Annotated in this window: 15 protein-coding genes; 3 read left to right on the top strand and 12 right to left on the bottom strand. The window is 59.7% G+C overall.

All coding sequences use genetic code 11. The annotated features are described in order from the left end of the window. Positions 1-6 precede the first annotated feature (6 nt). From IE095_RS12245 to rlmJ, 7 genes are all read right to left on the bottom strand, one after another. The gene (locus IE095_RS12245; RefSeq protein WP_189411956.1) at positions 7-762 is read right to left on the bottom strand and encodes a transporter substrate-binding domain-containing protein; all 756 of its coding nucleotides are present in this window, start codon (positions 760-762) and stop codon (positions 7-9) included. A 39-nt stretch (positions 763-801) separates the two neighbouring features. Continuing rightward, complete coding sequence (locus IE095_RS12240) at positions 802-1,503, bottom strand: substrate-binding periplasmic protein (RefSeq protein WP_189411955.1); 702 nt, start codon at positions 1,501-1,503, stop codon at positions 802-804. Beyond that, on the bottom strand, positions 1,503-2,300 hold the full coding sequence (locus tag IE095_RS12235) for an ABC transporter ATP-binding protein (protein WP_189411954.1): 798 nt from the start codon (positions 2,298-2,300) through the stop codon (positions 1,503-1,505). Before IE095_RS12235 ends, IE095_RS12240 begins: the two co-directional genes overlap by 1 nt. 66 nt (positions 2,301-2,366) lie before the next feature. Continuing rightward, positions 2,367-3,116, bottom strand: coding sequence for a phosphate/phosphite/phosphonate ABC transporter substrate-binding protein (locus tag IE095_RS12230; RefSeq protein WP_189411953.1), 750 nt, complete (start codon positions 3,114-3,116; stop codon positions 2,367-2,369). Then, positions 3,113-3,550: a tellurite resistance TerB family protein gene (locus IE095_RS12225; protein WP_189411952.1), complete on the bottom strand. Its 438-nt coding sequence runs from the start codon at positions 3,548-3,550 to the stop codon at positions 3,113-3,115. The genes IE095_RS12230 and IE095_RS12225 overlap by 4 nt, the downstream gene beginning before the upstream one ends. A 5-nt stretch (positions 3,551-3,555) precedes the next feature. Next, positions 3,556-4,482 carry a PhzF family phenazine biosynthesis protein gene (locus IE095_RS12220; protein ID WP_229804757.1) on the bottom strand — a complete coding sequence of 309 codons (927 nt, stop codon included), beginning with the start codon at positions 4,480-4,482 and terminating at the stop codon, positions 3,556-3,558. After that, positions 4,479-5,258 (bottom strand): 23S rRNA (adenine(2030)-N(6))-methyltransferase RlmJ, encoded by a 780-nt coding sequence (rlmJ, locus tag IE095_RS12215; RefSeq protein ID WP_189411951.1) that lies wholly within the window; start codon positions 5,256-5,258, stop codon positions 4,479-4,481. Before rlmJ ends, IE095_RS12220 begins: the two co-directional genes overlap by 4 nt. Positions 5,259-5,369: 111 nt before the next feature. On the opposite strand from rlmJ, the gene IE095_RS12210 reads away from it, so the two are divergent. Beyond that, positions 5,370-6,059, top strand: a complete 690-nt coding sequence (locus tag IE095_RS12210) for a TerC family protein (RefSeq protein WP_189411950.1) — start codon at positions 5,370-5,372, stop codon at positions 6,057-6,059. A gap of 53 nt (positions 6,060-6,112) precedes the next feature. Here the strand turns inward: IE095_RS12210 and IE095_RS12205 are convergent, their stop codons facing one another. The 3 genes from IE095_RS12205 to IE095_RS12195 are packed head-to-tail and all read right to left on the bottom strand — an operon-like array spanning position 6,113 to position 8,815. Further along, positions 6,113-7,600, bottom strand: a complete 1,488-nt coding sequence (locus IE095_RS12205) for a hypothetical protein (RefSeq protein WP_189411949.1) — start codon at positions 7,598-7,600, stop codon at positions 6,113-6,115. Further along, on the bottom strand, positions 7,551-8,285 hold the full coding sequence (locus IE095_RS12200; RefSeq protein WP_189411948.1) for a hypothetical protein: 735 nt from the start codon (positions 8,283-8,285) through the stop codon (positions 7,551-7,553). The genes IE095_RS12205 and IE095_RS12200 overlap by 50 nt, the downstream gene beginning before the upstream one ends. Further along, complete coding sequence (locus IE095_RS12195; protein ID WP_189411947.1) at positions 8,282-8,815, bottom strand: hypothetical protein; 534 nt, start codon at positions 8,813-8,815, stop codon at positions 8,282-8,284. The genes IE095_RS12200 and IE095_RS12195 overlap by 4 nt, the downstream gene beginning before the upstream one ends. A 257-nt stretch (positions 8,816-9,072) precedes the next feature. On the opposite strand from IE095_RS12195, the gene IE095_RS12190 reads away from it, so the two are divergent. After that, positions 9,073-9,801 carry a hypothetical protein gene (locus IE095_RS12190; protein WP_189411946.1) on the top strand — a complete coding sequence of 243 codons (729 nt, stop codon included), beginning with the start codon at positions 9,073-9,075 and terminating at the stop codon, positions 9,799-9,801. 182 nt (positions 9,802-9,983) lie between these two features. Here the strand turns inward: IE095_RS12190 and IE095_RS12185 are convergent, their stop codons facing one another. After that, positions 9,984-10,889, bottom strand: coding sequence for a formylglycine-generating enzyme family protein (locus tag IE095_RS12185; RefSeq protein WP_189411945.1), 906 nt, complete (start codon positions 10,887-10,889; stop codon positions 9,984-9,986). Between the two features lie 310 nt (positions 10,890-11,199). After that, positions 11,200-12,495, bottom strand: coding sequence for an ATP-binding protein (locus IE095_RS12180; RefSeq protein ID WP_189411944.1), 1,296 nt, complete (start codon positions 12,493-12,495; stop codon positions 11,200-11,202). Here IE095_RS12180 and IE095_RS12175 point away from each other — a divergent pair. Then, positions 12,494-13,279 (top strand): MBL fold metallo-hydrolase, encoded by a 786-nt coding sequence (locus IE095_RS12175; protein WP_189411943.1) that lies wholly within the window; start codon positions 12,494-12,496, stop codon positions 13,277-13,279. The genes IE095_RS12180 and IE095_RS12175 overlap by 2 nt on opposite strands. Positions 13,280-13,331 lie beyond the last annotated feature (52 nt).

The following is a 13,331-nucleotide window of genomic DNA, read 5'->3' as shown; positions in this document are numbered from 1 at the left end:
TTCAGATCAGCAGCCTTCTTTGCCCGCATCGCCGAACACCACGGCCTCGGGGCCAAAATATTCCGCCCTGGCAATCAGCGCATCCAAGCTGCCGTCGCATTTCATCGACTTGATCGCTGCATCGAACTTGCCCCGCAGCTCGTCGTCGCTGTCGCGCAGGCCCATCCCCACGCCGCCGCCCAGCTGCACATCGGCGTCCAGCATCACCAGCTCACCACCCGATTCCGCCACGACCGGCACCAGATAGTCCTTGTCGGCAAACACTGCCACCGCCTCGCCGCTTTTCACCGCCGCCACGGTTTCCTCGGGCGTCGCAAACTCCAGCAGCGTCGCGCCGCTTTCGGCGACATAGCCCGCCTGAATCGTCCCGGTCTGCGCCGCCACAACCCCGCCCTTGATGTCCACATCCGCCGTCAGCCCTACATAGGACGAACTCGCCGGCGGAATGTAGTTCTGCGTGAAATCAATCACTTCCTCACGTTCGTCCGTGATCGACATCCCCGCCATGATCGCATCATAGTTGCCCGATTGCAGGTTCGGGATGATCGAATCCCAATCGTTCTGCACCCATTCGCAGGTCAGCCCCGCGCGCTTGCACAGCTCGTTCCCAAGCTCCACCTCAAAGCCCACGATCTCGCCCGCGTCATTGATGAAGTTGTAGGGAGGATAGGCCCCTTCCGTCCCCAAACGCACCGTCTGCGCCGAAGCCATGCCCGCCATCAGCGCCAGAACGGCCCCGCTTGCCAGAATTTTCGTTTTCATCTTCATCTCCCTTTCGATGTTCGTTTCTTGTGACGCTGTTCAGAACCATTCGTCCGACAGCGCGTCGATCGTTCCATCATCCTGCATCGACTTCAGTGCTTTGTTCAACTGCGCCAGCAGCGCCTTGTTCTCTTTGCACACCGCCATGCCGATGCCGTTTTCGCCCGCGTCTTCCTCATACAGCCATTCGATTCCGTTCTCTGCGAACAGATCCGACACCGTCCCAGCGTAGAACGCCCCGAAAGCCAGGTCCACTTTTTGCGCGATCAGCGCCTCCAAAAGATCACCCTCGGTGCCATAGCTGATGAAATTCCGCCCGGTTTTCCGCAGATGCTGTTCCTGAATTGTCCCCGCCTGCACCCCGATCAGTGCCTGATCCGGCTCGGGTGCCCCCGACCGACCGACGAAATTGTCCAGACCATCGCTAAAGGAATAGTCCATCGTGAAATCGACCAGCGCCATCCGCTCGGCCGTTTTCGCGATCCCCCCCATCGCAATATCGATATCCCCCGACATCACCCCCGGCATCAGCCGGTCAAACCGCATGTTCACCCATGTGCAGACCAGACCCGCCCGCAAACAAGCCTCATCCCCCACCGCCCGGTCAAAGCCGGTGATCTGCCCATCTTCCGCAATGAATGTATAGGGCGGGAACGGTGCTTCGGTGCCAATCACGGTTGTTTCGGCATTGACCAAGGTCATGCCCATCGCCAGCGCCGAAAGCTGCGCAAGACAGGCCATCAGCCCCCCGTTGCCGACAGAAAGCCGCGCAGACGCTCGGTGCGCGGATTGCCGAACAGGGCCCCCGGCGGCCCTTCCTCCTCAATCTTGCCTTGGTGCAGGAACACGACATGATCCGACACATCCGCCGCCAGCTTCATGTCATGCGTCACCAGAATCATCGTCCGGCCTTCATCGGCCAAGGCTTTGATCACCTTCACCACTTCCTGTTCCAACTCCGGGTCCAGGGCACTCGTCGGCTCATCAAACAACAACGCCCGTGGCTCCATACACAGCGCCCGCGCAATCGCCGCCCGCTGCTGCTGCCCGCCCGAAAGCATCGCAGGCCAGGCATCCGCCTTGTCGGCAATCCCCACCTTCGCCAGATAGGCCCGCGCCTTTTCTTCCACCTCTTTCGGATCGCGCTTCAGCACCTGCACCGGCGCTTCCATCACGTTTTGCAGAATCGTCAGATGCGCCCAAAGATTGAACTGTTGAAACACCATCGACAGGTTCGTCCGGATCCGCATCACCTGCCCCCGGTCCGCCGGATGCCGCCGCAAGCCCTCGCCCTTCCAGCGCACGCTTTCCCCTTCAAACAGGATCTCGCCCTGCTGGCTGTCCTCCAAAAGGTTGCAGCAGCGCAGCAGCGTCGATTTGCCCGACCCCGACGATCCGATCAGGCTGATCACATGACCGCGCGGGGCGCTCAGGCTGACGCCTTTCAGCACCTCCAGATGGCCATAGGCCTTGTGCAAGTCATGGATCTGGATGACGGGGGGGGCCGACGGGGCCGAGGTATCTTTGGGCACGTTCATCCTGCAAGCAGCGCGTTTGACAAAGTAGGGCCGAAAACGGCGCATAATGCAACGCTGAATAATTGGTCAAAGTTTTGGCGCGGGGGCCGCAGGCGGCAGGGCCAGATAGGCGCTGACCGGGATTTGCACCAAGCCCTGTAAGGAAAGCGCCGCCCGGTCGCCCGCTGAAAGCGCCGCAATGGCTCCCGCCACCACGCTGAAAATCCGGGCAGCATCCGACCCTTGCGCTGAAATCAAGGGCAATCCGGGGGCGGGTGGGGTTTCATCCACCACCCGCAACTGCGCCGCCAGTTCCGGCAGATTGCGCTGCAACAGCCCCCATGTCACCGCATCCAGCGCCGCCACATCCGCAGCGCCCTCGGCCACTGCTTGGGCGGACGCCCGATGCCCCCCAGTCTGCAAGGCGGGCGTCAGATAGGGTGCATGATGCATCGGCCCGGCCCAGCCCGATTGCGACATCGGATCATTATAGGCAAAACGCGCCGAGGCAAAATCACCCAACGCCCCGCGCGGATCATCCGCCCGCACCACAAAGACGCTGCGATAATAGCCCGGCGCGCAACCCGGCAACCCATAGTCCGGCGTGCCGATCAGCGCCACCTTGTCATGCAGCATTTCCCGAAACGGCCGCCCGCAGGTCTGTGCCAGAACCAGATCAGGCGACAACCAACCCGGCAGATAGGCCAAATCGCCCCGCGTCAACGCCTGAGGGGCCGCCATCCCTGCCCCGCCCAACCCGTCCCGGATCAAGGCCCACAGCCGGTCATTCGCCGGGGCCGCATCCCCCAGATCATACATGCCCAGCGCGGCGATCATGCCCGTGCCGCCCGCTGTCGCGCCAGACCGCTGTCGGCATCGCTGACCGCCAGCAGGTTCGCCACCAGCCGGATCAGTTGTTCCTCATCCGCCGCCCGTTCCCCATCGGCCAAGGCCACGGCCCACAAGGCCTCGATCAGCCCCGCCCGTTCCTCAAGCGGCACATGGTCCTTCAAGGCCCGCGTGAACCGTACCGTATCGGGGGCCTCCGTCTCCAGCGCCTCACCATCCGCCCGCAAACCCGCGGCCTCAAAGGGCGAAAGCCCGAAACGCCCCGCCAGCACCTGATCAATCCGCCGCATTTCGGCAGGCCCGTAATGATCATCCGCCCGCCCCACCCGCACCAACAGCGCCGCCAAGGCGCGGCGTTCCTGCAAGGGCGGCAGACGGTCATTCGACGGGGCGGCAAGGCGCGATAAAATCTGGGCGAACATCTGCCTTACATGGCCTGATCCGCGCCGTCCGACAAGCCCGGCACGCGGATTTGACCGCCCGCGATGCGCACGGCAGAACCCTTGACCCGCACCTGCTCCAGCCGACCATCCGCCACCCGCACGGTCAGCCCCAGACGGCTTTCCCGGCCCATTTCGACGCCTTGCGCCAAGGCCAAAACCGTCTCACCCTCGCTCAGCGCCCCGCTTGCCAACAATTGCGCCGCCAGAATGGCTGTGGCCGAACCTGTCGCCGGGTCTTCTGGAATGCCTGCCGTGGGCGAAAACATCCGCGCCCGATAGTCACAATCCGGCCCGCGTGTATAAAGGTAAACCGAATCCACCCCCGCCGCCGCCGTCACCTGATCCCAATAGGGCTGCACCGGACGCGCCCGCCCCAAGGCGTTCAGACCCGACACAGGCGCATAGGCAAAGCGCGGCCCCCCCGCCCAAACCCCCGGCTGATGGCGACCAAAACCGATGTCGCTTGCGGGAATATCCAAAGCCTTGGCCAGCAACGCAGGATCGACCACACCCTCCACCGCATGCGGCAGCACAGGGGCCACGAATTCCGCCGTCACCCGACCCTTCCGCCGCTCTACCTGCACCGGCACCAGACCTGCCTCTTCCTCCAGCACGATCCGCGCCTTGAAATCCGCCTGCCTCCGCCCCTCCAGCGCCAGATGGATCGCGCAGCCCACCGTCGGATGCCCCGCAAAAGGAATCTCCGCCGTCGGAAAGAAAATCCGCACCCGCGCCGTGTTCGCCGCATCACGTGGCGGCATCACAAAGATCGTCTCCGACAGGTTGAACTCCCGCGCCAAGGTCAGCATCTGCCCGTCGCTTAAACCCTCGGCCCCCCGCACAATCGCCAAAGGGTTCCCCGCAAAGGGCGTTTCCGTGAAAACATCCCAGATTTCATAGACCAGCATCATCCCAGCCTCTTGAATATCCCCGAAATCCTGTCCGCTTCCTCTGCCAGCCCCCAGGGCGCGTTCACCACAAACATCCCCGACCCCAGCATCCCATGCCCCTCCCGCACCGACGGAAACCGCACCTCATGCCGCAAAGCCTCGGGGAAAGCCTGCTCCAACACCCGCAGCATCGCCACATGCGCCCCGGATTGCAGGATCGGATACCACAGCATCAGGATCCCCACGTTCCATTTCCGCGCAATCTGGCCCATCGCCTTCGGGATCGACACATAATCTTCCTTCACCTCCCAAGACGGGTCGATCAGCATCAAACCACGACGCGGCGTTGGCGGCGTCACAGCCAAGGCCATCTCCATCCCATCCCGCTGCTGGATATGCGGCCCCCAAGGCCCCATCGCATAATTCAGCGCCCCATGTTCCTGCGGATGCAGTTCCGCCAGATGCATCGTATCCGTTTCCCGCAAGGACAAGGCCGCCAGCATCGGGCTGCCCGGATAAGCCTTCTCCCCATACTGCACCCGAACCTCAGCCAACCGCCGCCGATAGGGATGATCCGCCCCGAACGCCTCTTCCAGCCGCAGGATCCCCCCCGCCGCCTCCCCCGTCTTCAACGCCATATCGCCGCCAAGGTCATACAACCCCCGCCCCGCATGCGTTTCGATGTAACTCAGCGGTTTGTCCTTCTGCGTCAGATAGTCCAAAGCCACGCACAACAGCGCGTGTTTCTGCACATCTGCCAGGTTTCCCGCGTGAAATCCGTGTTGATAAGACAGCATTCTTTCCCGCTATCGCTACCACCGCCATTTTGCAACCTTCCACCGCTTGCAATACCCCCTTCCCCGCCCTATGTGCCCCCCACCCGCCCGCTTCGGGCTATCGGAGGAAACATGTTCGACTTCCTGACGCCCGAAGCGCTCAATGCGCTGTGGCAGGTCATTCTCATTGACATCACCCTTGCCGGCGACAACGCCATCGTCATTGGCCTTGCTGCCGCAGGCCTGCCCGCCGAACAGCGCAAGAAAGCCATCCTCATCGGCATTCTGGCCGCCACCGTCATGCGCATCGGCTTTGCCTTCATCACCACATGGCTTCTCTCCATCACCGGCCTTCTGCTTGCCGGCGGCATCCTTCTCCTCTGGGTCTGCTGGAAGATGTGGCGCGAACTTCAGCATGGTCACACCGAAGATGAGGCCGCCCAAGAGGCCCTCGCCGGCGCCGACCTCAACGCCGATGGCACCGTTGCCGCGGGCGTTCCCCGCAAAACCCTCATGCAGGCCGCCATCCAGATCGTCATCGCCGACGTCTCCATGTCGCTGGACAACGTTCTCGCCGTCGCCGGTGCCGCCCATGACCACCCCGAGGTGCTTTTCATCGGCCTCGCCCTCTCGGTCGTCCTCATGGGCGTCGCCGCCACCTTCATCGCCCGCCTGCTGAACAAGCACCGCTGGATCGCCTATGTCGGCCTTGCCATCATCCTCTATGTCGCCGTCATGATGGTCTATCACGGCTATGAGGAAATCCGCGACAAGACCGACCTTGTCCAACTTATGCGGCCAGCGGTCGTCCAGACCGCCTGAGCACCGGCCAGAAAAGAAAAAACCCCGGGCCTTCCCGGGGTTTTTTCATGCGGCTAGGCGCTTAGAATTTCATCGGCGGACAGGGTGAAATCGTTGAACTCGCCCCCCGCCACGAACCAGCTTGCCCCGCCCGTTGGAAAATCGGCCGGATCATCCTCATAGGTCTCAAGCCGATAATAGACCTGATACTCCCACCCCTCATGTTCGTAGGCGATTTGTCCATGGGAATTGGGCGCAAAGTTCTTACCCGCGTCCTCAAACTCCTCCATCGTCGCTTCACCACCATTGACCGCCACAAACTCCGGCGCCTCCGCCAATTGCATGGTCCAGCCAACCTCCACGGCAGAGGTATAGCCTGCTGACCATCCCCCTTGGATCGTCACCGCCCTCCCCAGCGCGCCCGAGCTGAGCAACTGTATCTCTGCCCCGCCGCCCGAGGCGTCATAGCTCCGGCCACCCAAAACGACTTCGGTGTAAATGCCCGGCAAATACAAACTCACAAGGTCCGTGGCCGTCCCAGCAATCCCAATCGCCTCTTCATTGATAAAGAACCGATCCCCCGCATCCGGGTTGATCACGATGGCGTCGATCTGTGACAGGTCCAGCCCCCCAAGGCCCAGACTTTCCAGCGTCACGTCTTGGAAAGACTCCGCCGTCATTCCCGCCACATTCACCACATAGATCCCTGCCTGTTCCCAGCTCTCCTCATCCGTATAGAACTGGAACACGTCCGCCCCGCCTCCGCCCCAGACGATCTTCGGCCCCGTATTGCTGGCGCTCAGCCGGATCACATCCGCCTGATCCGTCCCCGCAAAAGCCTCAAAACCCTGCGCGTCAAGGTCTATAATCACCCCGACATCCCCTTCCGCAATCGCCCGGTCAAAACCCGCACCACCCTCCACCACCGTATCCTCGGCGTCGAAGAGGATGACGTCTTCCCCACCATTGCCACGAAGCTCGTCGGCCCCGGCGTTGCCTTTGATCACATTGGCATTGTCGTCGCCGGTGATGGTGTCATCATGCACGCTGCCTGAAACATTTTCGATGCTATCTAAGATGAAGTATTTCTGCTCATCCGTGACATATCCATCGCCAAGATCAACAAGCAAACCCTCAGACGTATCAAGAATAAGCGTGTCAATACCTGCCCCGCCATCCCACAATGGTACATCATCCAATTGCTGCGAAGTGACAACATCCCAAAACGGTCCCCAAATCTGGAAACTGTCGTCAAGCGCCGTGCCTTGAATCTCTTCGATCCCCATCAGAGTGTCCTGCCCGCCCCAAGCGTCGGTGACCAGCAATTGATCAGGGTGCCAACTGACCTGAATGCCATGCTGCCCCTCACCACTGGCATCACCGCTATAGTCAAAGTAAATTGCGATATCATTTGCTGACCCGCCCTGCGCCGAGTATCCGCTTCCGCCGTCAATATAATCATTGCCCGCGCCCCCAAAAATTTTATCACTCCCGACGCCCGCATAGATGTAGTCATTGCCAACCCCAGCAGCAAAGACGCTGTGGTTTGTGTGCCCCCCCATTCCTTGCATCGGCATAATTCCAAGCAATCAGCAGATCATTCACGTTGCCAGCGCCTATGTTCCGCGCGGTGATGAGATTATATCCAGTGGATGTGGCTTCGTTTGAGCCATCTGGGTCCACACTATTCAAAAGAACCAAATCAAATTGCGCGCCAGGTAGATCGGCGCGCGCGGCAATCATTGGCATTTCTGCTGAATTAATAAGTGTAGAATAACTGGGGCGGTCGATGTCGTAGAATTCATTTTCCCTAGAAACAGTTTCGCCTTGATAGTCGGCTGTTGTCCGAGCGGAACTGCCTGATAAACCTTTTGTTGTATCAAAGGAACCTTCTATCGCATGGATCATTTCGTGAACGATGACGCGATCCATGTCATAGGATTGCAACGCACCCGTGCTGTCAACAAAGACGTAGCTCATTGTTGGATCAATGATTATTTTTCTTTCATCTCGAATGGCCGAGTTTTTCCCATTGGCTATAAATATATCGAGCGGATCGCTCTCGGTGAGTCGGTTGAACAGTTGCGCCCTTATTTCGGGGTTGGCATAGGCCTCTGCCAGATATTGCCTGATCAAAAATATTTTGTCGGCATATTCATCGGGATAAGCGGCGGTCCAGCCCGGATATTCATAAAAGCGAATACGGCCAGTTTGGCCATCACCAATCAAATCGTCAATTGTGCTCATGGTGTATAAACCTCATCATAGTAGTCACATATCTCTTCATACGGCTCAGTAGGCGGAAGCTCGAAAGTCTTTCCAATCAAGCTGCGATCGAACTCCGTACATTTTTTCTGAACTGAGAAAAGATCTTTGAGAATGAAGCCTAACGAACCGAACGCTCCTCTACAATTAACGTAATCGGATAGAGTGCAAGAATCGGGCGGCATATTGGTTCGGGTAATGGAAACCGTGCAGGCCACCCCAACGTAATCTTCGGTCCGATAGATTCCGATGCAGTTCACCTCTCTCCCCAAAAGTACGATATTCAGCAATTCTGGATCGGCATCCAAGGCCCATTCCTTCAGCTTGATCAGATTGCCCTTGTGGTTCCGTATCCAAAAGCCGCCGTCCTTGGACACCATCTCCACCACGCCGCTCAGATATTGGTAGCGTGGGTGAGACGATTCAAACTCTGTCTGGGGGGAGATATCTTCCGCCCAAGCCCCCCCCGCCCAGCCCAACACCACCAACCCCAAAGCCCAAACCCGCATCATCCTGATTCCCTTCCCAGAATCCCGCCCGACCACACTATCCGCTTGCGCACGGGGGGGGGCAATACCCTGTATGCGTGTGCAGCATTCTGTAGTGAAAAGTAAGGTGCGCATTCATGGCGCAACTTTTACTCCAAAACTGTTGCCCCATGAATGCGCACCCTACAGCTCGCTGATTTAACTGTGCCTGCGTCAAAAGGTACATTGCCGTCACTCCATGCTCGTGTTACGTGTGTTGCGCTTTGGTATTGGGGCACGTCATGTCAAGATATGGAATTGCAGTTGGATTTATATCCGCGTTGTGGATATTAGCGCCTTTGGGATCTTTGGCAGAATCCCCCCCATTCGAAAGCAGGTTCTACAAGGCATGGTCGCGCACCTTTGATCTGCGGGATGAACAAATGATTTATCCAGATGACCGTGGATTTTGGATGGGGCGGGCGGACTGGATTGGAGTGTTTCTGAGAAGTGACCCTTTGATGGAGCATGTTGTATTTGAAATAAGTGCTGGATTCAGTAATTTTGACGAATTTGTTGCAGGTCAAATAGAATCATTCTTCCCAAATATTGGCGTATCACATCCAAAATACGACATTCCAGGATATGAAGTTAGAAGAAACAAGGATATCGGTTTTGAAGAATATTTCTTTGTATCACAGAATGACCCTATTGGGCATGTTGTGATATGTAGTAACCCTGATGCAAACGGGATATTCATATCTTGTCATGTTTATGCCCGCTATGCGCCAGATGTTTCCATACTCCTTGAATCAGATATATTGCGCCCCATTCCCGGCCTAAGCAGTTGGGAAGCCCCGTCGTGGGAAGAGACTTGGCCAACCTTTCTGCCCATCGCCAACCGCTCACGCGAGATCGCACATTGCCTTGATGTGACGGATTTGATCGCGGCTGGCATCACGCCCGACCAAACCCCTCCGAAAGACCCAACGAAATTTCTCGAAGAATGCCGAGAGGGGCTTACAAACTGATAAGCTGTGCAATCACGACAAATGTTATCCCGCTTCCCTTCCCAGAATTCCGCCTGCTCACACTATGCGCTTGCGCAAAGGGGGAGCAATACCCTGTATGCGTGTGCAGCATTCTGACGTTAAAAGTAGGGTGCGCATTCATGGTGCGCCATGAATGCGCACCCTATAGCTCGCTGTTGTCATCATTCATCTTCCTTGTTGGCAAGTTCGCGTACAATACGAAATCCTGAGTAATTGCGCCGTGAATCCTCGGTCGGTCTGTTTCGTGCGGCAGAGCGCAGGCCATCCATTGCAGTGCCGAAATCCCCACCTTTTGAGACGCGTAAGCACGAGGCCTGCGCCTTTGCATTGGCCAGATAGCCACTGTCTGTGCCAAGACCGATATGTTCATCCGACCAGCAAGACAGCGTTAGTTCTGCAACATTGCCCGACATGTGCCGCAGGCCCCAGCCATTGGCCGCGTCAAGATCGCCGACTGGCACCGGCATGTCTCGCTCCATAAGGTCCGGCCTAGGTATTCTGGCCGGGTTTTCGGAGTTTCTCAGCAGATTTTCCGTCGCCCCGCGTGAGAAGTTGGCCTGCTCCGAGGTGAGTTCCTCGCCCTGCGCAAAGGGCGTCTCGGTTCCCGCACGGGCGGCATATTCCCATTCCGCTTCGGTCGGCAGGCGATAGACCTCGGCACCGACTTGGCTGTTTAGCCACGCGACATATTCCAGACTGTCCAGATAAGACACGTCGATCACAGGATGATCGGGGCCCAGCGTCACATAGCCGGTTGGCGTCAGAACGCGATGGTCAGGGTTGTGGCTGCAACCCCCATCATCCACACAGGCCATCCATTCGGCATAGGTCAATTCACTGCGGGCGATGGCATAGGGGATGTCCATTTCCACAGGGTGGCGCGGATGTTCGTGCGGGATGATGTTCAGTTCATCAGGGCCTCGCATACGTCCAAGCGCGTTCTCGCCGTAGAAATCATAGGGATTGCGCGATTCTTCCGGCGTCGCCCCCATCATGAATGTGCCAAGGGGGATGACGATCATCTCAGGGCAAGCGTCGCATTCCTTGAACGCGGTGAGTGGGTTCATTCTGGCAGGATCGGTCAATGTGATCGTGTCGGAGGTTTCGGCCAAGAGAGGCAACGCCAATGAAGCGCATCCCAACATCACCAACCCCAAAGCCCAAACCCGCATCATCCTGCTTCCCTTCCCAGAATCCCGCCCAGACACACTATCCGCTTGCACAAGGGGGGGGGCAATGCCCTGTATGCGTGTGCAGCATTCTGTGCGGCCTTGGGCCCATCGGCGTGGGGGAAATTGTTAACCACAACACCCTTGCCATAATGTTCCAACGATAAAACAAAGACTTACAATCTTTTCACGCGTGAAATCGCAAAACCTACCGCGCCAGCACCAGTTCGGCCTTCAGGCCGCCCCACAGGCTTTCCCCCAGAACCAGCGCCCCGCCGTGGCCCCGGGCGATGTCGGCGGCGATGGCCAGCCCAAGGCCGGCGCGGGCCCCCCGGTTGGCATCGCGGGCGTGGTCCAGCCGGGCAAAGGGGGCCATCGCCTCCTCCCGCCGCGCCGCCGGAATCCCCGGCCCGTCATCCTCGACCGAGATCACCACCCGTTCCGCCGTGACAACGACCCCCACCAAGCCCCGCCGCCCGTGCCGCATCGCGTTTCCGACCAGGTTCTCCAAGGCCCGCCCCACCGCGACCGGCCGCAGCCGAACCTCGGACGGGCCGGACATCGGCCCCAGTTCAACCGCCTGCCCCAATCTTTGGGCATTCTCAACCACCCGGCGGACAAGGGCCTGCACATCGGCGATCTCGGGGGTTTCCATCGCATCGCCGCGGGCAAAGGCCAGGAATTCGTCGACCAGCCTTTCCATGTCCGAGACATCGCCCAGCAAGGCCGCCGTCTCTTCATCCTCGGGCAGCAGGCTCAAGCCCAGCCGCAGCCGGGTCAGCGGGGTGCGCAGGTCATGGCTGACCCCCGACAGCATCAGCGTCCGCTGTTCGATCTGCCGCTCGATCCTTTCCCGCATCGCCAGAAAGGCCAGCCCCGCCGCCCGCACCTCGGTCGCACCCGAAGGCCGATAGGCCAACACCCGCCCCTTGCCGAATGCCTCGGCCGCCACCGCCAGCCGCGTGATGGGCCGCAACTGATTGCGCAGGAAAAGATAGGCGACCAGCGTCATAAAGGCCCCCGTGACAATCATCACGACCAGCAGTTGATGCGGGTTCGAGGCCGAAACCCTTTTGCGGTCAATCCGCATTTCTGCCGCCCCTTGGGGCAGGGCAACCTGCAACAGCACGGCATCGCGGTCGGTTTCCAGATCAACAAAGGTCGTGCCCGGCAGTTCCGTTTGCAGCGTTTCAATCACCGCGGCGCCGGATAAATCATAGAACACCCGCCGCTGGCCCTGCTTGGCCGGCTTGGCGGGCAGGTCCAGCCTGATGCCCAAGGCCTGCGCCATCTGGCGGGCCTGATCCGGGCGTTCCGCAACCTCGGCCAGCACGGCGTTCAATTCGATGATGACCCCCCTTGTCATCTGCTGGGTGACCCTGTCGAAATGCCGCTGGATAAAGACGATCGACACGACCAGTTGGATCGTGACGATGGGCACGATCAGGATCAGCGCGGCACGGCCATAGAGGCCGCGGGGCAGAAGGGATTTCAGGCGGATCATGGCAGCCAGCCTAGCGGGGATCATGGGGGTGGGAAAGGGGTTGCCACCGGCGGTCCGCTGTGTGCGGGCGGGCAATCCGGGGCCCCTGACGGGTGAGGGCACCAATTCCTGGCTGCTGGGACAGGGCGAGATTCTGCTGGTTGATCCCGGCCCCGATTTGCCTGCGCATCATGCGGCCCTCATGGCCGCCCTTGCCCCCGGGGAACGGATCACGCAAATCGTCCTGACCCATCCCCATGCCGACCATGCCGCCCTTTGCCCCAGAATGGACTTGCCGGTCAGACCGTTGCAGGACGGTGATGTCCTGCAAGGAAGCTGGGGTCGCATCACCGCCCTGCATACCCCGGGCCACCATCCCGACCATTTCTGCCTGATCGGCCCCGGCTGGGCAATCACCGGCGATCACGTCATGGGCTGGTCCTCAACCTTGGTGGCCCCACCGGAAGGGCGGATGGCCGATTACATGTCCAGCCTTGACCGGCTCGAGGCGACAGACACACCGCTGGGCCTGCCCGGCCACGGCCCGGTCATCCCAGACCTGCCCGCCCGTATCCGCGCCCTGCGCCACCATCGCCAGACGCGCGCGACGGCTGTTCTGGCTGCTGTTCGGGGTGGTCATAACCAGGTGTCGGCCATCACGGCCAAGGCTTACGGCCCGCTTGACCCCGCCTTGACGCAGGCCGCCACAGCAAACTGCTTGGCTCATCTGATTGATCTTGCAGAAAGAAATCTGATCAACGCCACGCCGCCCTTCGGCCCAAAGGCAATTTTCTCCGCAAAATGAAAATCCCGCCAAATCCCTCTGGACGCCCCCCGACACCCTTGCTATAGACCCG

It is taken from the genome of Neogemmobacter tilapiae (assembly GCF_014652215.1).
Lineage (GTDB): Bacteria > Pseudomonadota > Alphaproteobacteria > Rhodobacterales > Rhodobacteraceae > Neogemmobacter > Neogemmobacter tilapiae.
Note: the sequence above shows the minus strand (reverse complement) of the source record. Positions and strands in the feature narration are given on the sequence as shown.